We start from the raw sequence: 26293 nt of genomic DNA, 5'->3' as shown, positions 1-26293 counted from the left end.
GCCGGAGTCCTCGGGTGCCGGGCGGCCGGGAGGTGCCGGTGCTTCAGCCGGTCTCCCGTCGGTTGGGGGTGTGGTCGGGCACGGGCCCGCACGGCAGGGACCGGAGCGGGCCGGGTGAGCGGCTTCCGTGAAAGTGGGATCGCCCCGTGTCGGGCGGATGTGCGCGGCCTGTGTGTACGACCGTACGCAACGGTGTGTACGCTCGTACACATGGGATACCTGACGCTCGCCGGCGCCATAGCCGCCGAGGTCGCCGCGACGACGGCGATGAAGTACAGCGAGGGGTTCAGCCGGTTCTGGCCCTCGCTCGTGACGGCTCTGGGCTACCTCGTCTCCTTCGCACTCCTGGCCCAGACGCTGAAGACCGTCCAGATCGGCACGGCGTACGCGATCTGGTCCGGCGTCGGCACCGCGGCCATCGCTCTGCTCGGTCTGCTGCTCTTCGGGGAGGGGCTGAGCGTCGCCAAGGTCGGGGGGATCCTGCTGATCATCGGCGGAGTGGTCGTGCTGAACGTCGGCGGGGCGAGTCACTGATGGGGCGGCGCTACGACCCCGAGCGTCGGCAGCGGATCATCGACGCGGCCCTCCGGGTGGCCGCCCGCGACGGCATCGCCGGACTCAGCCACCGTACGGTCGCCGCGGAGGCCGACGTCCCGCTCGGCTCCACCACGTACCACTTCGCCACCTTGGACGACCTGCTGGTGGCCGCCCTGTGCCAGGCCAACGAGGGGTTCGCGCGCGTGCTCGACGCGAGCGGCGTCCTCGCGGACGGCGGCGACGACCTCGCGGCCGGCCTCGCCCGGGTCCTCGGCGAGTGGCTGGGCCGCGACCGGCCGGGCGTGGAGTTGGAGTACGAGCTGTACCTCGCGGCGCTGCGCCGCCCGGCGCTGCGCCCGGTCGCCGCCCAGTGGGCGCAGGAGACGGCCCGTCGGCTGGCCGCGCGGGTGGACGAGGTGACGGCGCGGGCGCTGGTGGCCCTGATGGACGGAATCTGTCTGGAGGTGCTGCTCACGGGCGGTTCGTACGACGAGAAGCGCGCGCGTGAGGTGCTGGCTCGGCTGATCCCCTGAAGCGGCGCCCGGCACGTGAGACGCAGTTCGCCCCGACCAGCCCGGCCACGTTAAGTTTTCTCCCATGACCGAGTCTGCTACCCGCACCACCGGCGCCGTCGCCGCCGGCCTCGCCACCATCGCCTCCGACGGCACCGTTCTCGACACCTGGTTCCCGGCCCCCGAGCTGGTCGAGGAGCCGGGCCCGGCCGGCACCGAGCGGCTCACCGCCGAGCAGGCGGCCGAGCTGCTGGGGGGCGGCGCGACCGCGGCGACCGGCCCGGACGCCCGCCGGGGCGTCGAGGTGGTCGCGGTCCGTACGGTCATCGCCTCGCTGGACGAGAAGCCGATCGACGCCCACGACGTCTACCTGCGCCTGCACCTGCTCTCGCACCGCCTGGTCAAGCCGCACGGCCAGAGCCTGGACGGCATCTTCGGCCACCTCGCCAACGTCGCCTGGACCTCGCTCGGTCCGGTCGCCGTGGACGACGTCGAGAAGGTGCGGCTGAACGCCCGCGCGGAGGGCCAGCACCTCCAGGTCACCTCGATCGACAAGTTCCCGCGTATGACCGACTACGTCGTCCCCAAGGGCGTCCGGATCGCCGACGCCGACCGGGTCCGCCTCGGCGCGCACCTTGCCGAGGGCACCACGGTCATGCACGAGGGCTTCGTCAACTTCAACGCCGGCACGCTCGGCACCTCCATGGTCGAGGGCCGGATCTCCGCGGGCGTCGTGGTGGGCAACGGCTCCGACATCGGCGGCGGTGCCTCCACCATGGGCACCCTGTCCGGCGGCGGCAACGTGATCATCTCCATCGGTGAGCGCTGCCTGATCGGAGCCGAGGCGGGCGTCGGCATCGCGCTCGGGGACGAGTGCGTGGTCGAGGCCGGCCTCTACATCACCGCCGGCACCCGGATCACCATGCCCGACGGCCAGATCGTCAAGGCCCGCGAGCTGAACGGCGCCTCCAACATCCTCTTCCGCCGCAACTCGGTCACCGGCACGGTCGAGGCCCGTCCGAACAACGCGGTCTGGGGCGGCCTGAACGACATCCTCCACAGCCACAACTGACCCACCACCACCCACGGCGCCCTCCGCCTCACGGCCGGGGGCGCCGTCCTGTACCCACCGGCCTCCCGAACTCCGTTGACGCGGCCTCGGCCGCAGGCGGCTCACGGAGCCACCGTACGGCAGGGCGGGTGGCAGGCCGCCCGGATTCCCTTTCGCAGGCGAGGTACAGCCGGCGGGGGCCGCGGGCGTCGGGAGGGGTGCGGGGGCCAAGACAGGGGGGCCCGGGGGAAAGAGATGGTGACGATGGATGCCGAAGCGCAGGAGAACGGTCGCCGGTCAGGCGGTCGTGAGTTCCTGGTACCGGGTCAGCAGCCCGTGGGCCGTCTCGCGGTCGGCGGGCAGCAGGGGGGCGCGTACCGGGCCCGCGGGCAGGCCGAGGCCGGTGAGCAGTGCCTTGGCGGTGACCGTGCCGGGCAGGCCCGCGCCCGTCATCGCCTCGATCAACGGCGTAGCCCGCAACTGGAGTCGGGCCGCCCGTGCGGTGTCGCCGGTGTCGAAGGCGTCGAGGATCGCGGCGATCCGGCCCGGCACGGCGTTGGCGACCGTGCTGACGCAGCCCGCGGCACCGACCGCGTACAGCGCGAGCACGTGTTCGTCGCAGCCCGCGTAGTACGCGAGATCCGTGCGCGCCAGCACCTTCTGGCTGCCCAGGAAGTCGTAGGAGCAGTCCTTGACCGCCACGATCCGCGGGTGCTCGGCGAGGCGGATCATCGTCCGTGGCTCGATCCGGGTGCCGGTACGGCCCGGGATGTCGTACAGCATCACGGGCAGCGCGCTCGCGTCGGCGACCTGACGGAAGTGTGCCTCCACCGCTTCCTGCGGTGGCCTGCTGTAGTACGGCGTCACCACCAGCACCCCGTCCGCGCCCGCCTCCTCGGCAGCGCGGGCCAGCTCGACGGTGTGCCGGGTGTCGGCGGTGCCCACGCCTGCCACCAGGGACGCACCGGCGCCGACGGCCTCGCGGACGGCCGCGACCAGTTCCGTCTTCTCCGCGTCCGTGGTCGTGGGCGACTCGCCCGTGGTGCCGTTCAGCACCAGGCCGTCACAGCCCCCGGCCACCAGCCACGCGGCCAGTTCGCGGGCGCCCTCCAGGTCCAGGGAGCCCTCCCCGGTGAACGGCGTGACCATCGCGCACAGGGTGCGGCCGAAGGGGCGGGCGGTGGTGGCTGTGGTTGTCATGGGTGTAGTCTCGGCGAGTCATTGGTGAAGCTCTACTTAATTTTTCTTTCCTGTACCGCTAAGCACTGCTGAGCGGTTCGGTCGACGTCCGAAGGCCCTGTGTCCAAGTCGGCCCTTCATGGGTCACTATGGCCGGAGGGTCACCGACGTCCGTCATGGGAGGCACCATGAAGCTCGGCAAGGCACTGGCCACCGGAGCCGCCGAGGAGCGGCCGCGCGGCGAAGAGGCCGTCCGTGAGGAGCGGGTATCGCTTCCCGAGGACGTCACCCGCGCCGAAACGGCCGAGCCGGCCCGCGAAGAGGTTCCGGCCGCCCGATGAGACTGCGGCTCCCGGCGGAACGCCCGACGGAGCCGCCGACCGGATACAAGATCGCCCACCCGGTGCTGTCCCAGGACGGCACCCGGGCCGGGTTCACCGGAGTGTCGCTCGGCGGCGCGCTGCCGTACGGCGTTCTCGACGAAGCCGCCTGTGTCTACGGGCGCCGGCACCGGCCGCCGGCCCGGCTGTGCGGCTGCGGATTCCACTGCGTCCACGACCGCGCCGCCGCCGAGGCCATGCTGTGCACCACCGAGCACCGTACGGCCCTGCTGCTGGAGGTCTCCGTGCTCGGCGCCTACATCCGCTTCGAGCGCGGGTTCCGGTACGCCCGGCAGCGGGTGCGTACGGCCGTCGTAGGGCCGTGCGCCTGTGGCGGTACCGCTGTCGCGCTCGCCGACGCCGGGTGGGGCAGACCCGGCTGGCGGGCGCTCGCCCCGGTGTGCGCCGGCTGCGTGCGCGGGCGTACGTCCGTCTCGCTCGCCGGGTTCGCCCGGCTGGCCGGGGAGGGACTGCGGGTGGTCGCGCGCGGTGCGGGTACGGGGGTTCCCACCGCCGAGTCGGCGGCGGGGCCGGAGCTCGGCGTGCCCGAACTGGTCGCCGAGGCCGCGTTGTTGCAGGCTCGCCTCGACTGGTTCCAGAGCCAACTCGCTCGGCTCGGGGAGCGTGGGGGCGGGGGATCGGGGCGGGGCTGACGGTCTAACGGCCGGTTGTCCGGGTACCCGCAGCCCAGGGCGGCCTGTGCGGTGCGTCGTTCCGCGTGGGGCGTGGGTCCCTGCGGGCGCGTCGTGCGGTGCGCGGGTTCATGCCTGCGGCGGCCCGTGCGGGTGCGCCGTCGCCGGGATCGCGCCTACGGTGGTCTGTGAGTCGGCGGCGCGCCGGACGGTGTCCGCCCTCGGTCCGACGGGCTGCCCGCTGTGGGGCACCCGGTGTGCTCGCTCGCCGCCGCGGGCGGACACCACCGGGCACGTCCCCCCTCCGTACGCGGCCTCGGGGGCGACACGCTCAGAGCCGCCCCGGGGCTCGGCAGCCGCCGGGCACGTCGACGCGATCAGGGAAAGGGCACACCGATGAAGCACAGGATTGCGCACCGTTCGGGCGCCAAGGGACCCGACGAGCTGCGGCAGCAGATCGAGCACACCAGGCACCAACTCGGTGACACGGTGGCCCACTTGGTCGGCAAGGCCGACATGAAGGGGCGGGCCCGGGTGCGGGCCGCCGACCTGCGGGACAAGGCCGGCGCCATGACCGTGCAGCTGCGTGTCAGCGCCGCCCAGGCCGGCCACGCCGTGCAGGGCAGGGCCGCGCACGCCGGTCATGCCGTGCAGGGCCGGGTCGCGAACGTGCAGCATGTCGTGCAGGGGCGGGCCGGGCAGGCCGGGCACGCGGCACAGGGCAGGACCGCAGGCGTCGGGCACGCTCTTCAGGCCAGGGCCCTGCGGATCCTCGGGCGGCTGCGGCGACCGGCGGTGATCGCGGGCGCGGCGGGCGTCGCGACGGTGGTCGCGGCGGGTGTCGCACGGATGAGGCGCAGCGCCCGCTGACCCCGGTGTCCCCCACCGTGGACAAGAAAAGTTTTCGGTGGGAGGGTGGGGCCATGCTGGACGTGACCGTGATCGAGGACCCCGAGGCGGCGGCCGTGTCGCTGGACCCCATCCGGGCCCGGCTGCTCGCCGAACTCGCCGTCGAGCCCGCCTCGGCGACCATGCTGGCCGGCAAGGTCGGACTGCCCCGGCAGAAGGTGAACTACCACCTCAAGGCGCTGGAGCGGCACGGCCTGGTCGAGCTGGCCGGGGAGCGCCGCAAGGGCAATGTCACCGAGCGGCTCATGCGCGCGACCGCCGCGTCGTACGTCATCTCGCCCGCCGCCCTGCCGGGCGTGCAGCCGGATCCGGACCGCTTTCGCGACCAGTTGTCCGCGCGGTGGCTGCTCGCGCTGGGCGCCCGTCTGGTGCGGGACGTCGGCACGCTGATCAACGGCGCCGCCCGGGCCAGGAAGGCGCTGGCCACCTACGCCCTGGACGGGCAGGTCCGCTTCGCGTCCGCCGCCGACCGGGCGGCCTTCGTGCAGGAGCTGACGGCGGGCGTGAGCGCGCTGATCCGCAAGTACGACGCCCCGGACGCCGAGGGCGGCCGTGACCACCGCATCGTGGTCGCCCTGCATCCCACGGTCAGGGAACAGCCGGTCCCCGCACCGGATCAGTGAGCAGGAGTCCCGACATGCCCGAGGAATTCGAGATCGTCCGCGAGTTCGAGGTGGACGTCCCGCCCGAGAAGGTGTGGGAGGCCGTCACCACCGGCACCGGCGGCTATCTGTGGCCCATGGATCCGCCCGAGCCCCGGGAGGGCGGCAGGGGGCCCTTCGGGTCCACCGTCACCGCCTGGGACCCGCCGCACCGCTACACCAACCGCAGCGAGAACGTGGGCATGACCACCCAGTCGGTCAACCAGCTCGACTACACCATCGAGCCCCGTGACGAGGGCCGCCGCGCCTGGGTGCGCTACGTGCACAGTGGCATCTTCACGGACGACTGGAACAACCAGTACGACGGCGCCGGCAAGCACACCGACTTCTATCTGCACACTTTGTGCGAGTACCTCACCCACTTCGCGCCGCGGGCGGTCGCCTTCGCCCAGCTGAACGGGCCCGCGGCGTCGGCGACCCCGCGGGCGCTCGCCGCCGTCGCGCGCGCCCTCGGCCTGGCGGACGACGCGGCCGCCGGTGGGAAGGTGAGCGTCCGGGGGCCCGGTGGGCAGGCCCTGGACGCCGTACTCGACTACCGCAACCGCTACTTCGTCGGGCTGCGCACCGACCACGCCCTCATCCGCTTCTTCGGGCGCGGTCACTGGGGCGCCCCGCTCGGCATCAGCGTCCACGACTTCGCGCCGGACGCCGACGCCAGGACGAACGAGGCCGTCTGGCAGGACTGGCTGAACGGGGTGTTCGGCCGGTCCTGAGTCAGGTCACGGGCGGAAGCGCAGCACCTGTGGGTCGTGGTCGCTGATCTGGTCGTTGAACTCCGAGTTGATGTGCACGCTGTCGTAGTCCACATCGCAGCGGCGCCGGATCGCCGGACTGACCAGGATCTGGTCCAGGACCTGCTCGTTGCCCTGGTAGTCGTAGGTGTAACGCTCGCTCTTCGGCAGGGACTTGATCGCCGACCACAGCTCGCCGCCGCCCTCGAGGATCTTCGCGGTCCCGGAGAACTCGAAGTCGTTCATGTCGCCGAGAGCGATCACCTCGGCGTTCTTCTGGGCCTCGAGGATGTCGTCGACGAACGCGTTCACCTCGGTGGCCTGTGCGTGGCGCTGGATCTCCGAGCTGCGCGTCGGCGGCTGGTACCGGGAGGCCAGGCCCTGGTCGCCGCCCTTGGAGATCAGGTGGTTGGCGATCACGAAGACGGTCTTGCCGCGGAAGACGAACTGGCCGACGAGCGGCTTGCGGCTGTCCTTCCAGGCGGCGTTCGTCGGGTCGATGCGGCCCGGGGACGCCGTCAGCTCGGCCTTGCCGTGCTCCTTGGTGACGCCGACCGCGGTGGTGGAGTCACCACCCGCGCGGTCCACGAAGGACACCCGCTGCGGGTTGAAAAGGAAGACCTGGCGGATGTTGCCGCCCGGCTCGCCGCCGTCCTGGTCGTTCACCGGGTTGATCGAGCGCCAGTCGTACTTCGGGCCGCCCGCCGCGACGATCGCGTCGATCAGCTTGTCCACGGTGACGCTCGCATCGACCGTCCCGTCGTCCGTGGCGCCGTTGTCGTCCTGGATCTCCTCCAGGGACACGATGTCCGGTGACTGCAGGTTGTTCACGATCGCGGAGGCGTGCTGGGCGAAGGTGTTGTCCGACGGATCGAGGTTCTCGACGTTGTAGGTCGCCACCGCCAGCTCGCGAGCCGACTGCTTGCGCGTCGTCTCGCGCTCCAGACCGCCGCTCTTCAGCGTGCCGAGCCTGCTCGCGACGAGCGTGTAGCCGCCGTACTGGTTGAAGTCGAGCGGTCCGGTGGTGGTGCCCTCCAGGGCGTCGCCGACGTTCGCCTTCGGGAAGTCGGCGGTCGAGCCCAACGACTGGATCTGGAGGCGGCCGGTGTTCTGGGAGTCGTAGGAGCCGTAGACCGTGCCGCCGCGGCGGTTGGCGTGCTCGTGCGGCTTCACCGTGACCCACAGCTCGCTGTAGGGGTCGGTGGGCGTGACCACGCGGGCGTCGACGACCTGGACGTTCATGCCCTCCAGGGACTCGTAGTAGTCCAGGGCGTACCTCGACGGGTCCAGGGTGAGGCTGTCGATCGAGCCGCCGGCCGCGGTGTCGCCCTGCGGGGTGTACGCGTCCGGCACCGAGTTCTCGTCGATCACGACCGGCGCCGGGACCGGGTTGCCGGTGGAGACCGTGGTGACCGTCGGCCTGGTGATCTCCGTCAGGGACTGGTTGCCGCTGGAGGCGCCGCCCGGGACGTACTCGGAGACCGTGCCGGTCACCGTCACCGAGTCGCCGACCGCGACCTTCGGCGTGGAACCGGTGAAGACGAAGACGCCCTCGCTGGTGGCCGGGTTGTCGTCCGGGTTCGGATCCTGGATCCAGAAACCTCTGGAGGAGCCGTACGCGCGCGTGGCCGTGACGATGCCGGGTACGTCCGTCACCTTCTGCCCGGCGAACGGCGATATTCGGGTCGTGCCCTGGATGTCGTGGATGCGCACCGAGTCGGCGTGCGCGGGCGAGGTGAGGGCGACGGCGGACGCCGCGCTGCAGACGGCGGCGACGGTGAGCGCGGCGAGGCGCGCGGAAGACCTGCTCGGCAAGGGATCCCTCCGGGGACGTGACGATGCGCCGGGACGAGGGTGGTACGGGTGCGTGTGGGGCTCGTAGCCCTCCGTGACACGCGTAGATGCCGAGTGAACAGTTGTCCCCCCAACTTCTACGCGCGTCAATCTCCAGCCTGCGCACGGGAGTTGTCAAGGTTTCGGCCATGTACGGCTGCCGAAGGGCAGATGAACCGGGCGGCATGGGTGGAAATCCGTCTAGGCTGAGCGGCTGAGCCCGTTTCACGCTCCGAGGAGATCCAGCCGATGTCAGACAGCTCTCCCCTGCCGCCCGTACGGCTGCACGCCGAAGCGGAACTGGCCCGCGCCGCGCTGTCCACGCCGCTGCTCTCCCGGGCCGCCCGCCTCGCCCGGTGGGCCGGGCCCGACGCCCGCGTCGACGCCGGCGGCGCACTGGTCGAGGAGCAGCTTCCGGCCGCCGCCGAGCTGCTCGGCCTCGGCGGCGACGACGCCGCCGCGTACGTCAGCGAGGCCTGGCGGGTCGCCGTGGACACCGGGCTGGTCGAGATCGTCGACGAGGAGGCCGGGACCGTCCGGGCGGGAGAGGAGCTGAAACTGCTCACCGGCGGCTCCCCGGCCGATGTGCTCTCCGTCTGGCTCACCGCGCTGGAGACCGTCGTCGCCGACGCGACCGTGCCCGATCTGGACGATCTGGTCGAGGCCCTGGACGGGGGCGGCGAGGTCGATTTCTCGTCACTCGACTGGGATCCGGACGGGGAGGCCGCGTTCCTCGACGGCGTCCTCGGCAATCTGTATCTGCTGACGGTGAGTGAGGGCGGCCCCGGCGACGGACCGGTCCCGCTGCCCGCCCTCGCCGCGTCGATGATCGTCCCCGACGGCCCGGGCGAACCCAGCGACGACGTCCTGGAGCAGGTCTCCGACGCGATGATGCGGCTGGACGACCAGTTCCGGATGCTGGAGCCGGTCGGCCTCGTGGAGTACCGGCCGGTGGACGAGGCGCTGATGGCCGACCCGGAGGAGGAGCCGGCCGCGCCGCTGGACGACACCGACGTCGCGCGCTACGGCATGGTCCGGCTCACCCCGCTCGGGGTGTACGGACTGCGCGCCCGGCTGCTGGATGCCGGGTTCGCGGCACCGGCCGTCGGTGAACTCGCCGACAAGGGCGCGGACGCGCTGCTCGACGGCACGGCCGCGTTCGGCCAGGCGGCGGCGCGCGCCGAGACCGAGCAGTGGCTCGCCCGGCGGGAACCGCTCGACGCGGCACGGGAGTTGCTGGCGGCGGCGAGGGGTGGGGACGCGGGTGCGCCGCTGCGCCGGCTGCACTGCCAGCAGGCCCTGTCCCTGATCGGCACGGAGGCCGAGCCGGCGCTGCGGGAGGTGCTGGACGATCCGGAACTGGGCGGCCTGGCCCGGGTCTGGCTGAGCGAACGGGGCGTGGCCGGGGTGCCCGCGCCGTCCGAGGGTCTGGTGTTCTGGCTGACCATCGACACCGTGGCCGCGCAACTGGCCGCCGAGGGCAACTCCGAGGAACTCCAGGCGCTGGTGGAGGGGCTGGCCGCGCAGCACAGCGGGTTCTTCTCCGCCGCGTGGCGGGTGGAGCACCCGGCGACGGCCGACGTACTGGAGGCGATGGGGCGGCTGCACCCGGACAAGAAGGTGGCGAAGGAGGCACGGAAGGCCGCGTTCAAGGCCCGTTCGCAACAGGGGAGCTGAGGTGAGTCCGGCGCGGCCGTACGCCGGGTGGTGGCCGGGTGCGGGCGCGGCGGGTGATGGCGCCCTTGGGGCGGTCAGCCCTCCGAGACGGAGCCGGAGTACAGCGAGTTCACCGGCGTCACCTTCTCGCCCGACGGCACGACCCTGTTCGCCAACATCCGGACGCCCGGCATCATGCTCGCCAGCACCGGGCCGTGGAAGCGGCAGAAACGTTGACGTTCTCCCGGGCCTGCGGGCCGTGGACCCCGGTCCGGCTCGTCCCGCCCGTCCGAGGGCTTCCAGAACGCGGGCTGTCGATCTTCGTCCCGTCCGAGAGGACGGCGAAGGCGGACAGGCCGAGGCCGATGCCGGCGTCGGTCCCCGCCGCCGGGAGGATGTCCGGCTCGGTTTCCAGCGGGGCGGCCCTGCTGTGCGGCCTGGCCGCTCGCCTTTGGCCATCACCGTACTGATCCGTCATGACCGCCCGCCTCACAAGATCGCGTCACATCGCAAGTGCATTCACAGTGAACCCGCCCGGGGTAGCCGTCTTGAAACCGGTCGACAGCCTCAGGGTTCGATAAAATGCGGAGAGTGTCTCCGATTTGTGAGGAGTTACTCGATGACGCAGGTCAGGCCCATGCGCGCGGACGCTCGGCGCAACTACGAGCGGTTGCTGAAGGTGGCGGCGGAAGCCTTCGCCGAGCATGGGGAGAAGGCGTCACTCGACGACATCGCCAAGCGGGCGGGCGTCGGCTCCGGCACGCTCTACCGGCACTTCCCGACGCGGCAGGCGCTGCTGGAGGCGGCGTACGTGGACCGCATCGAGGCGCTGGGGGCGAGGGCCGACGAGCTGGCGGACCAACTGCCGCCCGGCGATGCGCTGATGGAGTGGCTGAACGAGCTGTGCGTCGCCACCATCCAGGTGCGCGGGATGAAGGCGCTGCTGGGCTCGGCGGTCACGGACGGCAGCTCGGTCGCGCTGACGGCGTGCGGGACCACGGTGAAGGGCGCGGCCGGGAGACTGGTCGAGGCGGCACGGGCGGAGGGACTGCTGCGGGCCGACGTCGAGCCGATCGACGTACTGCGGCTCGCCCACGGGGTCGCCACGGCGTCGGAACTCGCGAACGGGCAGGGGCGGGAGATCCGGCGGTATCTGACCCTGCTGGTGGAGGGGCTGCGGGGCTAGGGCGTGTTTCGAAAGTCCCGTCTGGTCCGCGGCGTCTGGCACGGCACCTCGCCGCGTTGTCGGGATCGTCCACGTACGCCCGGTACGAGGACGATCCTCCGCCTTGCGATGCACCGCACCGGACGCCGCGGACCCGGCCCTCCGGGCGGACGACGCCACTTTCGAAACACGCTCTAGGGGATTTCGTTCGGATCGGTCCGGGCCGGCTCCCCGGTACCGGCCTGACCGTCGCGACGACCCGCCCCAGCCCCCGCTCCCGACGCCCTACAGCGCCCGTGCTCCAGGCTCCGCCATGTTCCTCACCGTGCGGGCCTTGACGAAGTCGCCCAGTGCCGTCATGTCCCACTCGCCCGAGTACTGGCGGACGAGCTTGGCCATCAGCACGCCGGTCTGGGGCTCGGCGTGGGTGAGGTCGAAGCGGACCAGCTCCTCGCCTGTGGTGGCGTCCAGCAGGCGGCAGTAGGCCTTGGCGACCTCGGTGAACTTCTGACCGGAGAAGGAGTTGACCGTGAAGACCAGACCGGTGACGTCCTGGGAGAGGCGGCCCAGATCCACCGTGATCACCTCGTCGTCGCCCGCGCCCTCGCCGGTGAGGTTGTCACCCGAGTGCCTGATCGCGCCGTTCAGGATCGTCAGCTTGCCGAAGTAACAGCTGTCGATGTGGTTGCGCTGCGGGCCGTAGGCGATGACCGAGGCGTCCAGGTCGATGTCCGCGCCACGGAACGCCGGCTCCCAGCCGAGCCCCATCCTGACCTGGGCGAGCAGCGGACGGCCGCCCTTCGTCAGGGACACGGTCTGGTTCTTCCGCAGGCTGACCCGGCCCTTGTCGAGGTTGATCTTCCCGGCCCCCGGAGCGGGCGGTCCCGAGGGAGGGGACACCGGCGGGGCGGGCGGGGTGACCGGGGACTGCACGGCGGGCGGCGGCGGGGTCACCGGCCGGGGCGGCGCCGGCGGGGCGGCCGGTTCCTCCACGGTGACGCCGAAGTCCGTCGCGATGCCGGCCAGCCCGTTGGCGTACCCCTGGCCGACCGCGCGGGCCTTCCAGGCGCCGCCCCTGCGGTAGACCTCCACCACGATCAGCGCCGTCTCGGTGCCGAGCTGCGGCGGGGTGAACGTGGCCAGCACCGTGCCGGCGTCCGCGTCGCGGATCGTGGCCGTCGGCTCGATGCCCTGGAAGGTCTGGCCGGCCGCGTCCGGGCTGGCCGTGACCACGATCTTCTCGATGTCCGGGGGTACGGCTGCGGTGTCGACCGTGATCGCGTCGGGGGCCGAGCCGCCGCCGGACGCGTGGTTCACGCCCGGTCCCGCCGGCTGGTTGTAGAAGATGAAGTCGTCGTCCGAGCGCACCTTGCCGTCGGCCGTGAGCAGCAGGCCCGACACGTCGAGCCGCACGGGCGCGGAAACGTCCACCGTGACGCGGGCGGCCGACAGAGGGATGTTCGAGCCAGGGGTCATAGCTGTCATGCCGGGTGAACGAACGACACCGCTTTACCGTTCCCTTACCAGCCGAAACCCGCCGAACGGCCTACGGCACCACCACGATCTTGCGCCCGACCCCCGCCGCGAACTGCTCGAGCGCCTGCGGGTACCGGGCCAGCGGGATCCGGTCGCTGATGAACACCTGCGGATCCAGCACCCCGGTGGCGAACAGCTCCGCCGCCCGCTCGAAGCTGTGCAGCACCGCCATGGAACCGGTGATGGTGATCTCCTGGTTGTAGATCCGGTACGGGTCGATCGTCACCCGGGTCGCGTAGTCGGCCACGCCGAACTGCAGGAACGTGCCCGCCTTCGCCACCCTTTCCAGGCCGTCCTGGATCGCCGCGGCGTTCCCGGTCGCGTCCACGACCACGTCCCAGCCCTGGGGGCGGTCGAGTTCGTCGGCGTTCGCCGCCGAGGCCGACACGCCCAGCCGCCGGGCCGTCTCCAGTCGCGCCGGGTTGACGTCGACCACGTCCACGCTCGCCGCGCCGGTCCGCTTGGCCAGCTCCAGCATCATCAGCCCCATGGTCCCGGAGCCGTAGATCAGCACGTGGGCGCCGAGACGGGAGCCGAGGACGTCGTAGCCGCGCACCGCGCAGGACAGCGGCTCCACCAGGGCCGCGTCCTCGGTGCGCACGTGCTCGGGCAGCTCGACGCAGTTGGCCACCGGCGCGACGGCGTACTGTGCCGCCCCGCCCGCCGTGGTCACGCCGATCGCGGCCCAGCGCTCGCACAGGTTGTTGTGGCCGGTACGGCAGTAACGGCATTCGTAGCAGTACAGGGAGGGGTCCACGGCCACCCGGTCGCCGACCGCCACCTCGGTGACCTGGCTGCCGACCCCGACCACCTCGCCCGCGAACTCGTGCCCGGGGACGATCGGCAGCTTGGGTGCGAACTCGCCCTGGAGGATGTGCAGATCGGTGCCGCACAGCCCGCAGGCCGCCACCTCGACGACGACCTCGCGGGGTCCCGGAGTCGGGTCGGGCACCTCGGTGACGACGGCCCGGCCCACGGACTCGATGACGGCGGCCTTCATTTCACGGCTCCCAACGACAGGCCCTGGACCAGCTTGTCCTGGGCGGCGAACCCCGCGGCGAGCACCGGCAGGGAGATGACGAGCGACGCGGCGCACACCTTGGCCAGGAACAGACCCTGGCTGGTGATGAAGCCGGTCAGGAAGACGGGGGCGGTCTCGGCGACCACGCCCGTGAGGACTCGGGCGAACAACAGCTCGTTCCAGCTGAAGATGAAGCAGATCAGGGCTGTGGCGGCGATGCCGGGCAGGGCGATCGGGGCGACCACGCGCGCGAGGACGGTCGGCAGCCGGGCGCCGTCGATCTGCGCCGCTTCGATCACCGCGACCGGGACCTCGGCGAGGAACGACTGCATCATCCACACCGCGATCGGCAGGTTCATGGAGGTGTAGAGGATGACCAGGAGCCAGATGTTGTCGAGCATGCCGGTGTTCTTGGCGAACAGATAGATCGGCAGCAGACCGGCCACCACCGGCAGCATCTTCGTGGACAGGAAGAAGAACAGGACGTCCGTCCACTTCCGCACCCGCCGGATCGACAGCGCGTACGCCGCCGGAAGCGCGAGCAGCAGGACGCAGACCGTCGACGCCACCGACGCCACGGTGGAGTTGACCAGCGCGGGCCAGGGAGTCGCGCCGCCGCCCGACCCGAAGAACTCGCGGTAGCCGTCGAGGGTGAGCGACGCGGCGAAGGACGGCGGGTTGGTGGCCGCGTCCGCCTCGGAGTGGAAGGACGTCAGCGCCATCCAGGCGATGGGCAGGAAGAACACGATCCCGACCAGCCAGGCCAGCAGGCCCAGCCCGCCTCGGCGCAGTACGGCGTTCATGCGCGCGATACCTCCTCGCGGAACAGGGACGACACCACGCGCAGGGCGAAGGTCGCGATGACGATCGAGCCGATGACCACCAGGACGCCGGCGGCCGAGGCGAGGCCGTTCTCGTGAGCCTGGTAGAAGCTCTGGTAGACGGTGTAGGGCAGGTTGGCGGTGCCGAGGCCGCCGGACGTGATGGTGAACACCGCGTCGAAGTTCTGGACGATGTAGATCGAGCCCAGCAGGGCGCCGAGTTCGAGGTAGCGGCGCAGGTGCGGAAGCGTCAGATGGCGGAAGATCTGCCAGTCGTTCGCGCCGTCCACCCGCGCGGCCTCGATCTGCTCGTGGTCGCGGCTCTGCAGTCCGGCGAGCAGGATCAGCATCATGAACGGCGTCCACTGCCACACCAGGGAGGCCTCGACCGCGAGCAGCGGCGTGTTGGAGATCCAGTCGGGCTGTGGGCCGCCGACATAGTGCAACAACCCATTGAGCAGACCGTATTCAGGGTTGTAGAGCACATGCTTCCAGAGCAGGGCGGCGGCCACGGGCACGACCAGGAAGGGCGCGATGAGCAGGGTGCGGACGATGCCCCGGCCGCGGAACCTTCGGTCGAGCAGCAGTGCCAGTACGAGGCCCAGGACCAGGCTGGCCAGCACCACCGTGACGGTGAGCAGCACGGTCGTCCAGACCGAGTGGCGCAGGTCCGCGTCGGTGAGGACCTGGCGGTAGTTGTCGAGGCCGGTGAAGCGGCGGGCCTTGGGATAGAGGGCGTTCCAGTCGAAGAAGGAGATCACCAGCGTGGCCACGAACGGCAGCTGGGTCACCACGATCATGAAGACGAGGGCGGGCATCAGGGGGGCCCGGGTGGCCCAGGCGCGCAGGCGGGCGGAGGGCCGCCGCGTGGCGCGTACCGGTGTGGCGGCAAGGGGGGCTGTGGTCGCGGTCATCGTCCCTCGTACTCCTTGGAGATCTTCTCGGCGAGCGCCTGTGATTTCCTCAGGGCCGACTCGACGGACTGGCGTCCGGCGACGGCCGCGCTGATCTCCTGGGAGACCTTGGTGCCGAGATCGGTGAACTCGGGGATGTCGACGAACTGGATGCCGGGCGCGGGCCGCGGCTGTACGCCGGGGTCGTTCGGGCGGGCGCTCTCGATGGCCTGCTTCGTCATGTCCTGGAAGGCGGCGGCCGACTTGCGGTACTCGGCGTTGCTGTACGTCGACGCCCGCTTGCCCGCCGGGACATCGGGCCAGCCGCTGGTCTCGCCGACCAGTTGCTCGTAGCCCTTGCCGGACGCCCACGACACGAACTTCCAGGCCTTGTCGGGGTTGCGGGAGGCCTTCTGGATGCCCCAGGCCCAGGTGTACAGCCAGCCGGAGGACGGGGTCTTCTCCACGGGCGCGGGGGCGTAGCCGAGCTCGCCCTTGACGGGGGAGCCGTTCGCCTCCAGAAGGCCGGCCGCCGAGGTGGCGTCGTACCACATGGCGACCTTGCCCTGGGTCATGTCGTTGAGGCACTCGGCGAAGCCGGACTGGGCGGCACCCGACTCGCCGTGCTTGCGCACCAGGTCGACATAGAACTTCGTCGCCTTCTCGAACTCGGGGGAATCCAGGTGCGCCTTCCAGTTCTTGTCGAACCAGGTGCCGCCGAAGGTGTTCACCACCGTGGTCAGCGGCGCGATCATCTCGCCCCAGCCGGGCAGGCCGCGCAGGCAGATGCCCCTCATGCCGGGTTTGGCGCCGTCCACCCTGGCCGCGAGGTCGGCGACCTGCTGCCAGGTGGGGTGGGCCGGCATGGTGAGGCCCTTCGCCGCGAACACGTCCTTGCGGTACATCAGGAAGGACGACTCGCCGTAGAAGGGCTGACCGTAGAGCTTCCCGTCGGAGGCGGTCAGGGACTGGCGCATGGGTGCCAGGACGTCCTGTTCGTCGTACGACGGGTCCTTGGCGACGTACGAGTTCATCTCGTGCAGCCAGCCGTTGCGGGCGTAGATCGGTATCTCGTAGTTGCTCAGGGTCGCCACGTCGTACTGGCCGGCCTGGTTGGCGAAGTCCTGGCTGATCTTGTCGCGGACGTCGTTCTCGGGCAGGACCGTGAAGTTGACCTTGATGCCGGTCTCCTTGGTGAAGTGCGCGGCGGTCAGTTTCTGCAGCTCGGTCATCTGGGGGTTGTTGACCATCAGGACGTTGATGGAGTCGCCACCACCGGTCCCGCCCGCACCGACCCAGCAGCCGGAGAGCAGCGGGGCGAGCAGCGTCCCTGCGGCGGCCATGGCGAGCGTGGCTCGCGGCCTCCGTCGGCTCTGGGTTCGCATGGATCGCTCCTGAAGATATGGGGATATAAGGGGCATTTGGAGGTGTGGAACGCACCGGGGGAGGCGAGGTGGACCTTCAGACCCGGATGACCTGCGGGCCCAGCAGGGAGTAGCGGTGGGCCTCGGAGGCCGCGAGCTGGGTGCTCGTCACGATCGTCTCCAGCACGCCGACCTCGGCGAACCTGCAGAAGCTGACCGCGCCGAACTTGGTGTGCACGCCCACGAAGACGCTCCGGCGCGCGGCCCGCATCGCCTGTGCCTTGACCTCGCTGACCGCCGGGTCCGGGGTGGTCAGGCCGTGCTCGCGGGTGATGCCGTTGGCGCCGATGTAGGCGAGGTCGATGACGAAGCCGGCGAGCATCTTCGTCGTCCAGTGGTCGACGGTGGCGAGCGTGCCGGCCCGGACCCGGCCGCCGAGGAGCAGGACCTGGGTCTGTCCCGCCTCGGCGAGAGTGCCCGCGACCGGCAGGGAGGCGGTGACCACGGTCAGCGGCCGGTCGGCGGGCAGGGCTTCGGCGATGAGCTGCGGGGTGAAGCCCTCGTCCACGAAGACCGTCTCGGCGTCCCCGAGCAGCTCGGCCGCGGCGGCCGCGATCCGGCGCTTCTCGGGCACATGGCTGGTGGCGCGGAAGGCGAGCGTCGTCTCGAAGCCGGCGCTCTCCACCGGGTAGGCGCCGCCGTGCGTACGGCGGACCAGTCCGTGGTCCTCCAGGGCGCGCAGATCGCGCCGGATGGTCTCCTTGGCCACGCCCAGCTCGACGGCGAGCGCGGTGACGTCGACCGAGCCGGTGGCGCGCGCGGCGCGCACGATCTCGCGCTGGCGTTCTTCCGCCGTCCTTGTGCTCATGTCGTCACCCACCTTCCGCGGAACTGCCCGTTCGGGCTCCCTGGTGGAAGTTCTACAGCGGGTGCGCGGCACTGACCAGGCCTGTTGCGGGCCCGATACTGCCCGTTTGCGCCCGTTCACCGAGGGCGGTGCCCGGCGCGGACCTGCGCGCCCGTGTCCGGCCGTGCGGGAACGGGCGTCCCGGATGCCCGAACATGCCGACGGGCGGGCCCGTTCGGTGCCCGCCCATGTGCGTGAGCGATCGTTTTCCGTCGTGCGGAGCCTTCGGCGGGATCACTGCGGCCAGATGGGCGGGTCGTTCACGAAGTGCCCGCCGAGGTGGCTGTGCGCCGGGTTCTCCGGGTCCAGCTCACCCTGCTCGGCGATCAGCTTCTCGGCGTAGGGCTCGGAGTCGTCCTGCGGCTCGTAGCCGAGGTCCCGCGCGGTGCTCAGGTCCCACCACAGCCGCGTGTTGGCGGAAGAGCCGTAGACCACCGAGTGACCGACGTTCTCCGCGGTCAGGGCCGCGTGGAAGAGGCGCGCGCCGTCGGCCGGGCTCATCCACACCGAGAGCATGCGCACGCTGGTCGGCTCCGGAAAGCAGGAGCCGATGCGCACCGAGACCGTCTCCAGGCCGTGCTTGTCCCAGTACAGCTGGGCGAGGTCCTCACCGAAGGACTTGGACAGGCCGTAGAAGGTGTCCGGGCGGCGCGGGGTGTCGACCGGGATCGGCGGCTCGCCCGGGCGCGGGGCCGGGGTGAAGCCGACGGCGTGGTTGGAGGAGGCGAAGACGACCCGGGCCACACCCTCCTGCCGGGCGGCCTCGTAGAGGTTGTAGGTGCCCTCGATGTTCGACTTCAGGATCTTCTCGAAGGGGGCCTCCAGGGAGATGCCCGCGAGGTGCAGGACCGCGTCCACGCCCCGCACGGCCTCGCGCAGCGCCGCCGTGTCGGTGAGGTCGGCGGTGATCGCGTCCGGCTCGCCCTCGACGCGCCGCACGTCGAACAGGCGGAGCGTGTAGCCGTACTCGGGCAGCAGGGACCGCATCAGGGTGCCGAGGCCGCCGGCGGCGCCGGTGAGCAGAACGGTGCGGGGAGCTGGCATCCTCGGTCCTCCTTGTGGCCGCCATTCATATACATGGATACGCTAGAGAGCTTCGCCGTGCACCGTCAAGTGTCGCGTGATCTCCGTCAATTCGCTTCGAGTGTTGCGGGTTTGCCTGCTTGACCTGCGACGAAAAGGCCCCGTAGCGTGGTCGTGTTCAGAAATGTAGACATGGATCAGAGGCATGCACCAGCGTGTCCTAGGGAGAGCCCGTGACGCCAGCCCCTCTCACCGAACGGCTCGGAGATCCGCGCGGGCCGCTCTTCTTCCCCGTCACGGCCTACGGCCCCGACGGCGCGGTCGACCTCGACGTCTACCGCACCCATGTCCGCCGGGGCGTCGCCGCCGGTGCCCCGGCCGTGTTCGCCTGCTGCGGCACGGGGGAGTTCCACGCGCTGCTGCCGGAGGAGTTCGAGGCCTGCGTCCGGGTGGCCGTGGAGGCGGCCGAGGGCCGGGTCCCGGTGGTCGCCGGCACCGGCTACGGCACCGCGCTCGCCGTACGCTACGCACGTCTGGCGGAGCGGGCCGGTGCCGACGGCCTGCTCGCCATGCCGCCGTACCTCGTCCTCGCCGGCCAGGAGGGACTGCTGCGGCACTACCGGGAGGTCGCCGCGGCCACCGCGCTGCCGGTGATCGTCTACCAGCGCGACAACGCCGTGTTCACCCCCAGCACGGTGGTGGAACTCGCCCGCACCGACAAAATCACCGGCCTCAAGGACGGCCTCGGCGACCTGGACCTGATGCAGCGGATCATCAGCGCCCAGCGCACCGAGGTCCCAGGCGACTTCCTGTACTTCAACGGCCTGCCCACAGCCGAGCAGACCCAGCTCGCCTACCGCGCCCTCGGCGTCACCCTGTACTCCTCGGCCGTCTTCTGCTTCGCCCCCGAGATCGCCCTCGCCCACCACCGGGCGCTGGAAACGGGTGACACGGCGACCGTGCGACGCCTGCTGGACGGCTTCTACCGCCCGTTCGTGGAACTGCGCGCCCAGGGCCGCGGCTACGCCGTCTCGCTCGTCAAGGCGGGCGTACGGCTCCGCGGCCTGGACGTCGGCGAGGTCCGGCCCCCGCTGCACGAGCCGACGGAGGACCACGTCGAGCAACTCGCCCAGCTGATCGAGCGGGGCCGTGAGCTGCTGGAGGAAGACGCGTGAAGGCGTCGGCGTTCGTCTACCCCTGGGACGTCGACGGGGACCCCGAGGCCCCCGCGCGCATCGCCCGGCTCGGTGCGGAGCAGGTGACCCTCGCCGCCGCCTACCACTCCACCCGTGCCCTGACCCCCCGCCATCCCCGCCACCGCGTCGTCACCGCCGAGTACGCGGCCGTCCTCTACCCGCCCGGCGCCCGCTGGGCGGGCCGGGGTCTTCGGCCGTACCCCGCCGGCCGCTGGGCCCCCGGCGACGCCTACGGCGAGGCGGCACGGGCCCTGAGCGCGGCCGGGCTGGAGGTGCACACCTGGGTCGTCCTGGCCCACAACTCGCGCATGGGCGCCGAGCATCCGGACACCTCGCTGGTCAACGCCTACGGCGACCGCTACCCGTGGGCACCCTGTATCGCCCAGCCCGCCACGCGCGCGTACCTGGTCGACCTGGCCGCCGAGGCCGCCGTACGCCCCGGCGCGCACGGCACCGAGCTGGAGTCCCTCGGCTGGTACGGGCTGCAGCACCTGCACGCCCACGACAAGACCTCCGGGGTCGCCCTCGGCGAGGCCGGGCAGTACCTGATGTCCCTGTGCTTCTGCCCGTCCTGCCGCGCCGGGTACGACGAACAGGGTTTGCTCGCAGACGAGTTGGCGGCCTCTGTGCGGGCCGCACTGGAACCGCTGTGGCGGGGCGCGGCGGACGACGTGGGCTGGCCGACGGTCGCGAAGCTGCTCGGCGAGGACACGGCGGCCCGCACGCGCGCGTGGCGCGACGAGGTCGCCGGCACCCTCCAGGAGGAGGCCATCGCCGCCGTACGCTCCGCCGCGCCCACCGGCTTCCAGATCCTGCTGCACGCCGACCCGGTCTCCTACCACTGCGGGGCCGACGCCGGTGTGGACCCGGCCCGCGTCCTGGCCGTCGCCGACGGCGTGGTGGTGCCCTGCACGGGCGGTACGGCCCTGCTGGCGCCCTTCGCCGCACACGCCCGGGACCGGACGGTGCTCGCCGCCAACCTCACGGTCGTCTCCGGCATGGGCGGCAGCCCCGGCACGCTCGCGGCGGACGCGGTCCGCGCGCGCGCCCAGGGCGCGAACGAACTGCGCCTTTATCACGCCGGGTTGGCATCGGACGGCGACCTTGCCGCGGTGCGCGACGCGCTGTCGGGGCGCTGAGCCAGCGAGGCCGCCGTCATCAGCAGGGCGACGGCGTACAGGGGCAACAGCAGGACGGGGGAGGCGAGTTCGACCAGTCCGGCGCCCACGCCCAGGCCGATCACGTTGGGCGTGAAGACCAGGGTGCCGGCGGTGGCCGTCGCCCGGCCGAGCAGAGGGCCGGGCGTCTCCCGCTGGACGGCGGTGAACGCCGCGACGAGCACACAGGGCAGGCCGAGCCCGTTGGCCAGGGACGCCGCGAGAGCCACCGCGTCGGAGGGCACGGCACGCACGGCCACCGACAGCGCCGTCAGCACGATGCCGGCCGCCGCGAACCGGCGCGCGCCCAGCCGGCGCAGCGCGGCCCCCGAGAAGAGCCCGGCCGTCACCGAACCGGCGCCCTGGACGGCGTACAGCACGCCCGTGTAGGCGGGGGAGTGGCCGAGCCGGTCGACGACGGCGTACAGCGTCGTGCTCGTGAGCGAGGCGAGGAGCATGGTCGCACCGCCCGCCCGGACCAACGGGCGCAGCCGCGGGTGCCCCCACAGGTGCCGGACGCCCTCCGCGGTCTCGGTGCGCCAGGTGCTCCCGGACCGGGCCGGGCGTTCCTCGCGCACGCGCACCAGCCCGTACAGCGCGGCGGCGACCGCGAAGGTGGCCGCGTCCAGACAGGCGACGGCCGGTCCGCCGAAGGCCGTGTAGAGGCCGGCGCCGGTCAGCGGCGCGACGAGCTTCACGCCCTCGGTGACGGCCATGCGCAGCCCGTTGAAGTCGCCGAGCCGCTCCGGGCCGACCGCCGCGGTCACCAGCGCCGACTCGGCCGCGTCGTGCACGACCTCGGCGGCGCCGTAGGCCAGCAGGACGGCGAAGAGCAGCCACAGCCCGTCCGGGGAGCGCACGGTGCACAGGGTGAGCAGCAGCACCGCCAGGCCCGCGTTCAGGGCCACCAGCAGCGGCGCCCGCCGCACGCGGTCGGCGACCGCGCCGAGGAGCGGGCCGGCCAGGGTGGGAGCCCACACGGCCAGCATGCACAGGGCGGCCAGGCCGTCGGACCCCGTGAGGTCCTTCACCCACACACCCGATGCCAGGAACAGCGCGGAGTTGCCGAAGCCCGACACCACCACGGCCGCCAGATACAGCCCCGCGTTGCGATCGCGCAGCACGCGGAGCAGGGTCCAGGAAGTCGTCATGTCGGCTCATCGTGGGTCTGAGGCGGCCCGGGGCGGATCGGTAAGGTGCCTCATCCGTGCGGGTGCGGCGATGACAATCCGTCGGAACCCGTCGGTCATGCCCCCGGGGCGCACCCGTGCGGCTGCATACGGTCGTCCGCATGCGCTGCCCCGCCCCGGTCCCGACCGGACTCGGTGTTCGCCGGGTTCTCCGTGATGGAGACGGACAGCTGCGGCCCCGACGACGGCTCGGCCGCGCTGAACACCTCCCTGTCCTGGATCTTCGGGCTGCTTCGTCTCGGCGGCCCCCTGTGCCTCGCCGCCCTGGCCACGGCCTGGGCCCTGCCCTGGCGGCGCCGCTGGTCCGTGACGCGCGCCTGGGCGGCTGCCCTCGCTCACCCGTGAGACGGCCACCGCGCGCGGCCGCGGTCTCCGGCCGGCCCACCGGTACCGCCGTGGAGGGCGCCACCCACGCATGCTGAGGCGTCGGACTCCCGCTGCCGCAAGCGCGGCCGGTCTCTGCCGACACCGTAGAAAGCGTTTCCTGTCAGAAGGATTGACGAAATCCTGGCCCCCTCCTACCTTCGACGCGTGTACTTCGTACGTCATATATGAGACGCGATATGTGAGATCCGAGAGGGCCGCATGACCTCTGTGCCCACCCCGATCCCGTCCCGCACCCAGTACGTGCTGGACGCGATCAAACACCGCATTCTGACCGGGCGGCTCACGCCCGGCCAGGCGCTGGTCGAGACGGAACTGGCCGCGCAGTTCGGGGTGTCGAAGACCCCCGTGCGCGAGGCGCTGAAGACGCTCGCCGGCACCGGACTCGTCGTGATGAGCCAGTACAAGGGCGTCACGGTGCGCATGGTGGACGCGGACATGGCACGCGAGGTCTACGACGTGCGGCTGCTGCTGGAGCCGGAGGCGCTGCGCAGGGCCGTCCGGCGGGGCGCCTCCCTGGAGGACGCGCGCGACGCGCTGCACCGGGCCGACACCGCCGCCGACACCGCCGAGCGTTCCCTCGCCAACCGGGAGTTCCACCGTGCCCTGTACCTGCCGTGCGGCAACCCGCTGCTCGGCCGGATGCTGGACGAGGTCCGCGACCAGGCCGCCCTGGTCTCCGCCGTCGCCTGGGCCGCCGACCCCTCCTGGGAGCGGGAGGCCGCCGAGCACCGCGAGATTCTCCGGCTCGCGCTCGACGGCGACGCCGACGGTGCCGCGAGCGCCCTGCACGCCCACATCGCCTCCTTCGTGGAGCGCGCGTTCCCCGCGGACACCGGCCCCCGCGCAGAGGAAGGTCGTTCATGAGCAGCGTGACGTTCGAGACCCAACGGGCGGCCCTGGCCGACGTGGTGGCCATCCCGGTGACACCCTTCGCCGAGGACGGCTCCGTCGACACCGGCACCCTCCGGGCCCTGCTGCGTCGCCTCCTCGACGGCGGGATCCGCACCCTCACCCCGAACGGCAACACCGGCGAGTACTACGCCCTCACCGCCGAAGAGCGCCGCCTGGTCACCGGGACGACCGTCGACGAGGCCGGCGACCGGGCCGCTGTCCTCGTCGGCGTCGGCCACGACCTGCCCACCGCCGTCGCCTCCGCCCGGCACGCGGGTGACCTCGGCGCCGGGATGGTCATGGTTCACCAGCCCGTCCACCCTTGTGTCTCGGCGGCCGGCTGGGTCGACTACCACCGCGCCATCGCCTCGTCGGTGCCCGGGCTGGGTGTGGTGCCGTACATCCGCGACGCCCGGCTGCCCGGCACCCGGCTCGCCGAACTCGCCGACCACTGCCCGAACGTCATCGGGGTCAAGTACGCCGTCCCGGACGCCGCCCGCTTCGCCGCCTTCGCCCGCGACGCAGGCCTCGACCGGTTCGTCTGGGTCGCCGGCCTCGCCGAGCCGTACGCCCCCTCCTACTTCTCGGCCGGTGCGACCGGCTTCACCTCCGGGCTCGTGAACGTCGCCCCGGCCGTCTCCGTGAACATGGTCGAAGCGCTCCGATCCGGCGACTACCCGGCCGCCATGAAGGTCTGGGAGCGGATCCGCCGCTTCGAGGAACTGCGCGCCGCCCACGGATCCGCGAACAACGTCACCGTCGTCAAGGAGGCTCTCGCCGCGCTCGGCCTGTGCCGCCGGGACGTCCGCCCGCCCAGCAAGCCCCTGCCCGAGGACGAGCGCGCCGAGGTCGCCGCCGTCGCCGCGGGGTGGTCCGTGTGAAGGAGCTGAGGAGCCACCAGTGGTACGGCGCCGACGGGCTGCGGTCGTTCGGTCACCGGGCCCGCACCCGGCAGCTCGGCTATCTGCCCGAGGAGCATCTGGGCAAGCCGGTGATCGCCGTGCTCAACACGTGGTCCGACATCAACCCGTGCCATGTGCACCTGCGGGACCGCGCCCAGGCCGTGAAGCGGGGGGTGTGGCAGGCCGGCGGCTTCCCGCTGGAGTTCCCGGTCTCCACGCTGAGTGAGACCTTCCAGAAGCCGACCCCGATGCTCTACCGCAACCTGCTCGCGATGGAGACCGAGGAACTGCTGCGGTCCTATCCGGTCGACGGGGCCGTGCTGATGGGCGGCTGCGACAAGTCCACGCCCGCCCTGCTGATGGGCGCGGCCAGCGCCGATCTGCCCGCCGTCTTCGTACCCGCCGGGCCCATGCTGCCCGGCCACTGGCGCGGCGAGGTGCTCGGGTCCGGTACGGACATGTGGAAGTACTGGGACGACAAGCGGGCGGGCCTCCTCGGCGACTGCGAGATGACCGAGCTGGAGAGCGGGCTCGCACGCTCCCCGGGCCACTGCATGACCATGGGCACGGCGTCCACGCTGACCGCCGCCGCCGAGGCCCTCGGGGTGACCGTGCCGGGGGCGTCGAGCATTCCCGCCGTCGACTCCGGGCACGACCGGATGGCCGCCAGGGCCGGGATGACGGCCGTGGAACTGGTGCGCGATGACCGGAAGCTGTCCCGGATCCTCACCCGCGAGGCCTTCGAGGACGCGGCGACGACCGTGCTGGGTCTCGGCGGCTCCACCAACGCCGTGATCCATCTGATCGCCATGGCCGGCCGCGCCGGGGTACGGCTCACCCTGGACGACTTCGACCGCATCGCCCGGACCGTGCCCGTCCTCGCCGACGTCCGCCCCGGCGGCCGGAAGTACCTGATGGAGGACTTCCACTTCGCGGGCGGCCTGCCCGGCTTCCTGTCCCGGATCACCGACCTGCTCCACCTGGACCGGCCGACGGTGTCGCACGACACCCTGCGCGAGCAACTCGAAGGCGCCCGGGTGCACGACGACGACGTCATCCGCCCTCGCGGCAACCCGGTCGCGAGCGAGGGCGGGGTCGCGGTCCTGCGCGGCAACCTCTGCCCGGGCGGCGCGGTCATCAAGCACGTCGCCGCCGAGCCGCGTCTGCTCAAGCACACCGGCCCCGCGGTCGTCTTCGACGACTACAGGACGATGCAGCGCACCATCGACGACCCCGCGCTCGGCATCACCGCCGACAGCGTGCTGGTGCTGCGCAACGCCGGCCCCAAAGGCGGCCCCGGCATGCCCGAGTACGGCATGCTCCCCATCCCGGACCACCTGCTCAGGCAGGGCGTGCGGGACATGGTCCGGATCTCCGACGCCCGCATGAGCGGGACGAGTTACGGCGCCTGCGTACTGCACGTGGCCCCGGAGTCGTACATCGGCGGCCCGCTGGCACTCGTGCGCACCGGGGATTTGATCACCCTGGACGTCGAGGCCCGCAGCCTGCGTCTCCATGTGGACGACGCGGAACTGCAGCTCCGGCGTGCCGCGTGGACCCCGCCGCCCGCGCGTTACGAGCGCGGCTACGGCGTCCTCTACAACAGCCAGATCACCCAGGCCGACACCGGCTGCGACTTCGAGTTCCTGGCCCGGCCGGGCCATGTGCCGGACCCCTACGCCGGCTGACCCACGCATCGAGAGAGACGAAGCGCTTCACCCGTGTGTACGTGGCAAGCGCTTCCTGCGCCGTCGTGCC

26 protein-coding genes and 1 pseudogene are annotated in these 26293 nt (G+C 71.9%); 17 read left to right on the top strand and 10 right to left on the bottom strand.

Annotated features, from left to right (window positions below; genetic code table 11):
* Positions 1-210: 210 nt before the first annotated feature.
* From AC5WRT_RS18795 to dapD, 3 genes are all read left to right on the top strand, one after another.
* A complete protein-coding gene (locus AC5WRT_RS18795) occupies positions 211-534 on the top strand; it encodes a DMT family transporter (protein ID WP_496096007.1) in 324 nt (107 codons plus the stop codon).
* Positions 534-1070: a TetR/AcrR family transcriptional regulator gene (locus AC5WRT_RS18790; protein ID WP_496096006.1), complete on the top strand. Its 537-nt coding sequence runs from the start codon at positions 534-536 to the stop codon at positions 1068-1070. The genes AC5WRT_RS18795 and AC5WRT_RS18790 overlap by 1 nt, the downstream gene beginning before the upstream one ends.
* A gap of 64 nt (positions 1071-1134) precedes the next feature.
* Positions 1135-2121 carry a 2,3,4,5-tetrahydropyridine-2,6-dicarboxylate N-succinyltransferase gene (dapD, locus tag AC5WRT_RS18785; protein ID WP_496096005.1) on the top strand — a complete coding sequence of 329 codons (987 nt, stop codon included), beginning with the start codon at positions 1135-1137 and terminating at the stop codon, positions 2119-2121.
* 276 nt (positions 2122-2397) lie between these two features.
* On the opposite strand, the gene dapA is transcribed toward dapD, so the two are convergent.
* The gene (dapA, locus tag AC5WRT_RS18780) at positions 2398-3300 is read right to left on the bottom strand and encodes a 4-hydroxy-tetrahydrodipicolinate synthase (RefSeq protein ID WP_496096004.1); all 903 of its coding nucleotides are present in this window, start codon (positions 3298-3300) and stop codon (positions 2398-2400) included.
* 167 nt (positions 3301-3467) lie between these two features.
* Here dapA and AC5WRT_RS18775 point away from each other — a divergent pair, with 167 nt between their 5' ends.
* The 5 genes from AC5WRT_RS18775 (at position 3468) to AC5WRT_RS18755 (ending at position 6575) form a co-directional block, all read left to right on the top strand.
* A complete protein-coding gene (locus tag AC5WRT_RS18775; protein ID WP_496096003.1) occupies positions 3468-3620 on the top strand; it encodes a hypothetical protein in 153 nt (50 codons plus the stop codon).
* On the top strand, positions 3617-4312 hold the full coding sequence (locus tag AC5WRT_RS18770; RefSeq protein ID WP_496096002.1) for a hypothetical protein: 696 nt from the start codon (positions 3617-3619) through the stop codon (positions 4310-4312). Before AC5WRT_RS18775 ends, AC5WRT_RS18770 begins: the two co-directional genes overlap by 4 nt.
* A gap of 375 nt (positions 4313-4687) precedes the next feature.
* Complete coding sequence (locus tag AC5WRT_RS18765) at positions 4688-5161, top strand: DUF3618 domain-containing protein (RefSeq protein ID WP_496096001.1); 474 nt, start codon at positions 4688-4690, stop codon at positions 5159-5161.
* Positions 5162-5214: 53 nt separating this feature from the next.
* Positions 5215-5823, top strand: coding sequence for an ArsR/SmtB family transcription factor (locus AC5WRT_RS18760; protein WP_496096000.1), 609 nt, complete (start codon positions 5215-5217; stop codon positions 5821-5823).
* Positions 5824-5837: 14 nt separating this feature from the next.
* Positions 5838-6575 carry an SRPBCC family protein gene (locus AC5WRT_RS18755; RefSeq protein ID WP_496095999.1) on the top strand — a complete coding sequence of 246 codons (738 nt, stop codon included), beginning with the start codon at positions 5838-5840 and terminating at the stop codon, positions 6573-6575.
* A 6-nt stretch (positions 6576-6581) separates the two neighbouring features.
* On the opposite strand, the gene AC5WRT_RS18750 is transcribed toward AC5WRT_RS18755, so the two are convergent.
* A complete protein-coding gene (locus AC5WRT_RS18750; protein ID WP_496095998.1) occupies positions 6582-8408 on the bottom strand; it encodes a DUF8508 domain-containing protein in 1827 nt (608 codons plus the stop codon).
* 267 nt (positions 8409-8675) lie between these two features.
* On the opposite strand from AC5WRT_RS18750, the gene AC5WRT_RS18745 reads away from it, so the two are divergent.
* The 3 genes and pseudogenes from AC5WRT_RS18745 to AC5WRT_RS18735 all read left to right on the top strand — a co-directional run bounded on the left by AC5WRT_RS18745 (position 8676) and on the right by AC5WRT_RS18735 (position 11268).
* Positions 8676-10103 (top strand): hypothetical protein, encoded by a 1428-nt coding sequence (locus tag AC5WRT_RS18745; protein WP_496095997.1) that lies wholly within the window; start codon positions 8676-8678, stop codon positions 10101-10103.
* Positions 10104-10184: 81 nt separating this feature from the next.
* Positions 10185-10319: pseudogene (locus tag AC5WRT_RS18740) on the top strand (alkaline phosphatase PhoX); the annotation flags it as partial.
* A 382-nt stretch (positions 10320-10701) separates the two neighbouring features.
* Positions 10702-11268: a TetR/AcrR family transcriptional regulator gene (locus AC5WRT_RS18735; protein WP_496100422.1), complete on the top strand. Its 567-nt coding sequence runs from the start codon at positions 10702-10704 to the stop codon at positions 11266-11268.
* A 264-nt stretch (positions 11269-11532) separates the two neighbouring features.
* Here AC5WRT_RS18735 and AC5WRT_RS18730 read toward each other — a convergent pair whose 3' ends face one another.
* The 7 genes from AC5WRT_RS18730 to AC5WRT_RS18700 all read right to left on the bottom strand — a co-directional run bounded on the left by AC5WRT_RS18730 (position 11533) and on the right by AC5WRT_RS18700 (position 18833).
* A complete protein-coding gene (locus tag AC5WRT_RS18730) occupies positions 11533-12723 on the bottom strand; it encodes a TerD family protein (RefSeq protein ID WP_496095995.1) in 1191 nt (396 codons plus the stop codon).
* 70 nt (positions 12724-12793) lie between these two features.
* Positions 12794-13783, bottom strand: a complete 990-nt coding sequence (locus AC5WRT_RS18725; RefSeq protein ID WP_496095994.1) for a zinc-dependent alcohol dehydrogenase family protein — start codon at positions 13781-13783, stop codon at positions 12794-12796.
* The gene (locus AC5WRT_RS18720) at positions 13780-14607 is read right to left on the bottom strand and encodes a carbohydrate ABC transporter permease (protein WP_496095993.1); all 828 of its coding nucleotides are present in this window, start codon (positions 14605-14607) and stop codon (positions 13780-13782) included. Before AC5WRT_RS18720 ends, AC5WRT_RS18725 begins: the two co-directional genes overlap by 4 nt.
* Complete coding sequence (locus AC5WRT_RS18715; protein WP_496095992.1) at positions 14604-15539, bottom strand: carbohydrate ABC transporter permease; 936 nt, start codon at positions 15537-15539, stop codon at positions 14604-14606. Before AC5WRT_RS18715 ends, AC5WRT_RS18720 begins: the two co-directional genes overlap by 4 nt.
* Positions 15536-16903 (bottom strand): ABC transporter substrate-binding protein, encoded by a 1368-nt coding sequence (locus tag AC5WRT_RS18710; protein ID WP_496095991.1) that lies wholly within the window; start codon positions 16901-16903, stop codon positions 15536-15538. The genes AC5WRT_RS18715 and AC5WRT_RS18710 overlap by 4 nt, the downstream gene beginning before the upstream one ends.
* A 76-nt stretch (positions 16904-16979) precedes the next feature.
* Entirely contained in the window at positions 16980-17750 is a 771-nt protein-coding gene (locus AC5WRT_RS18705) for a DeoR/GlpR family DNA-binding transcription regulator (protein ID WP_496095990.1), read from the bottom strand.
* A gap of 273 nt (positions 17751-18023) precedes the next feature.
* Positions 18024-18833, bottom strand: a complete 810-nt coding sequence (locus AC5WRT_RS18700; RefSeq protein ID WP_496095989.1) for an NAD-dependent epimerase/dehydratase family protein — start codon at positions 18831-18833, stop codon at positions 18024-18026.
* Between the two features lie 212 nt (positions 18834-19045).
* On the opposite strand from AC5WRT_RS18700, the gene AC5WRT_RS18695 reads away from it, so the two are divergent.
* On the top strand, positions 19046-19987 hold the full coding sequence (locus AC5WRT_RS18695) for a 5-dehydro-4-deoxyglucarate dehydratase (RefSeq protein WP_496095988.1): 942 nt from the start codon (positions 19046-19048) through the stop codon (positions 19985-19987).
* A complete protein-coding gene (locus AC5WRT_RS18690; protein WP_496100421.1) occupies positions 19984-21147 on the top strand; it encodes a hypothetical protein in 1164 nt (387 codons plus the stop codon). The genes AC5WRT_RS18695 and AC5WRT_RS18690 overlap by 4 nt, the downstream gene beginning before the upstream one ends.
* Here the strand turns inward: AC5WRT_RS18690 and AC5WRT_RS18685 are convergent.
* Positions 21084-22316: an MFS transporter gene (locus AC5WRT_RS18685; protein WP_496100420.1), complete on the bottom strand. Its 1233-nt coding sequence runs from the start codon at positions 22314-22316 to the stop codon at positions 21084-21086. The genes AC5WRT_RS18690 and AC5WRT_RS18685 overlap by 64 nt on opposite strands.
* Before the next feature lie 195 nt (positions 22317-22511).
* Here AC5WRT_RS18685 and AC5WRT_RS18680 point away from each other — a divergent pair, with 195 nt between their 5' ends.
* From AC5WRT_RS18680 to araD, 4 genes are all read left to right on the top strand, one after another.
* The gene (locus AC5WRT_RS18680; RefSeq protein ID WP_496100419.1) at positions 22512-22700 is read left to right on the top strand and encodes a hypothetical protein; all 189 of its coding nucleotides are present in this window, start codon (positions 22512-22514) and stop codon (positions 22698-22700) included.
* A 240-nt stretch (positions 22701-22940) separates the two neighbouring features.
* A complete protein-coding gene (locus tag AC5WRT_RS18675) occupies positions 22941-23606 on the top strand; it encodes a GntR family transcriptional regulator (RefSeq protein WP_496100418.1) in 666 nt (221 codons plus the stop codon).
* Positions 23603-24514, top strand: a complete 912-nt coding sequence (locus AC5WRT_RS18670) for a dihydrodipicolinate synthase family protein (RefSeq protein WP_496095983.1) — start codon at positions 23603-23605, stop codon at positions 24512-24514. Before AC5WRT_RS18675 ends, AC5WRT_RS18670 begins: the two co-directional genes overlap by 4 nt.
* Positions 24502-26223 (top strand): L-arabinonate dehydratase, encoded by a 1722-nt coding sequence (gene araD, locus AC5WRT_RS18665; RefSeq protein WP_496100417.1) that lies wholly within the window; start codon positions 24502-24504, stop codon positions 26221-26223. Before AC5WRT_RS18670 ends, araD begins: the two co-directional genes overlap by 13 nt.
* The last annotated feature ends 70 nt before the right edge of the window (positions 26224-26293 follow it).

Source organism: Streptomyces sp. NTD91, assembly GCF_059510455.1.
Note: the sequence above shows the minus strand (reverse complement) of the source record. Positions and strands in the feature narration are given on the sequence as shown.

Coding starts and splice junctions, on each gene's coding strand:
- AC5WRT_RS18795 (WP_496096007.1), top strand. CDS start 211: ATGGGATACCTGACGCTCGCCGGCGCCATAGCCGCCGAGGTCGCCGCG.
- AC5WRT_RS18790 (WP_496096006.1), top strand. CDS start 534: ATGGGGCGGCGCTACGACCCCGAGCGTCGGCAGCGGATCATCGACGCG.
- dapD (WP_496096005.1), top strand. CDS start 1,135: ATGACCGAGTCTGCTACCCGCACCACCGGCGCCGTCGCCGCCGGCCTC.
- dapA (WP_496096004.1), bottom strand. CDS start 3,300: ATGACAACCACAGCCACCACCGCCCGCCCCTTCGGCCGCACCCTGTGC.
- AC5WRT_RS18775 (WP_496096003.1), top strand. CDS start 3,468: ATGAAGCTCGGCAAGGCACTGGCCACCGGAGCCGCCGAGGAGCGGCCG.
- AC5WRT_RS18770 (WP_496096002.1), top strand. CDS start 3,617: ATGAGACTGCGGCTCCCGGCGGAACGCCCGACGGAGCCGCCGACCGGA.
- AC5WRT_RS18765 (WP_496096001.1), top strand. CDS start 4,688: ATGAAGCACAGGATTGCGCACCGTTCGGGCGCCAAGGGACCCGACGAG.
- AC5WRT_RS18760 (WP_496096000.1), top strand. CDS start 5,215: ATGCTGGACGTGACCGTGATCGAGGACCCCGAGGCGGCGGCCGTGTCG.
- AC5WRT_RS18755 (WP_496095999.1), top strand. CDS start 5,838: ATGCCCGAGGAATTCGAGATCGTCCGCGAGTTCGAGGTGGACGTCCCG.
- AC5WRT_RS18745 (WP_496095997.1), top strand. CDS start 8,676: ATGTCAGACAGCTCTCCCCTGCCGCCCGTACGGCTGCACGCCGAAGCG.
- AC5WRT_RS18735 (WP_496100422.1), top strand. CDS start 10,702: ATGACGCAGGTCAGGCCCATGCGCGCGGACGCTCGGCGCAACTACGAG.
- AC5WRT_RS18730 (WP_496095995.1), bottom strand. CDS start 12,723: ATGACCCCTGGCTCGAACATCCCTCTGTCGGCCGCCCGCGTCACGGTG.
- AC5WRT_RS18725 (WP_496095994.1), bottom strand. CDS start 13,783: ATGAAGGCCGCCGTCATCGAGTCCGTGGGCCGGGCCGTCGTCACCGAG.
- AC5WRT_RS18720 (WP_496095993.1), bottom strand. CDS start 14,607: ATGAACGCCGTACTGCGCCGAGGCGGGCTGGGCCTGCTGGCCTGGCTG.
- AC5WRT_RS18715 (WP_496095992.1), bottom strand. CDS start 15,539: ATGACCGCGACCACAGCCCCCCTTGCCGCCACACCGGTACGCGCCACG.
- AC5WRT_RS18710 (WP_496095991.1), bottom strand. CDS start 16,903: ATGCGAACCCAGAGCCGACGGAGGCCGCGAGCCACGCTCGCCATGGCC.
- AC5WRT_RS18705 (WP_496095990.1), bottom strand. CDS start 17,750: ATGAGCACAAGGACGGCGGAAGAACGCCAGCGCGAGATCGTGCGCGCC.
- AC5WRT_RS18700 (WP_496095989.1), bottom strand. CDS start 18,833: ATGCCAGCTCCCCGCACCGTTCTGCTCACCGGCGCCGCCGGCGGCCTC.
- AC5WRT_RS18685 (WP_496100420.1), bottom strand. CDS start 22,316: ATGACGACTTCCTGGACCCTGCTCCGCGTGCTGCGCGATCGCAACGCG.
- AC5WRT_RS18680 (WP_496100419.1), top strand. CDS start 22,512: ATGGAGACGGACAGCTGCGGCCCCGACGACGGCTCGGCCGCGCTGAAC.
- AC5WRT_RS18675 (WP_496100418.1), top strand. CDS start 22,941: ATGACCTCTGTGCCCACCCCGATCCCGTCCCGCACCCAGTACGTGCTG.
- AC5WRT_RS18670 (WP_496095983.1), top strand. CDS start 23,603: ATGAGCAGCGTGACGTTCGAGACCCAACGGGCGGCCCTGGCCGACGTG.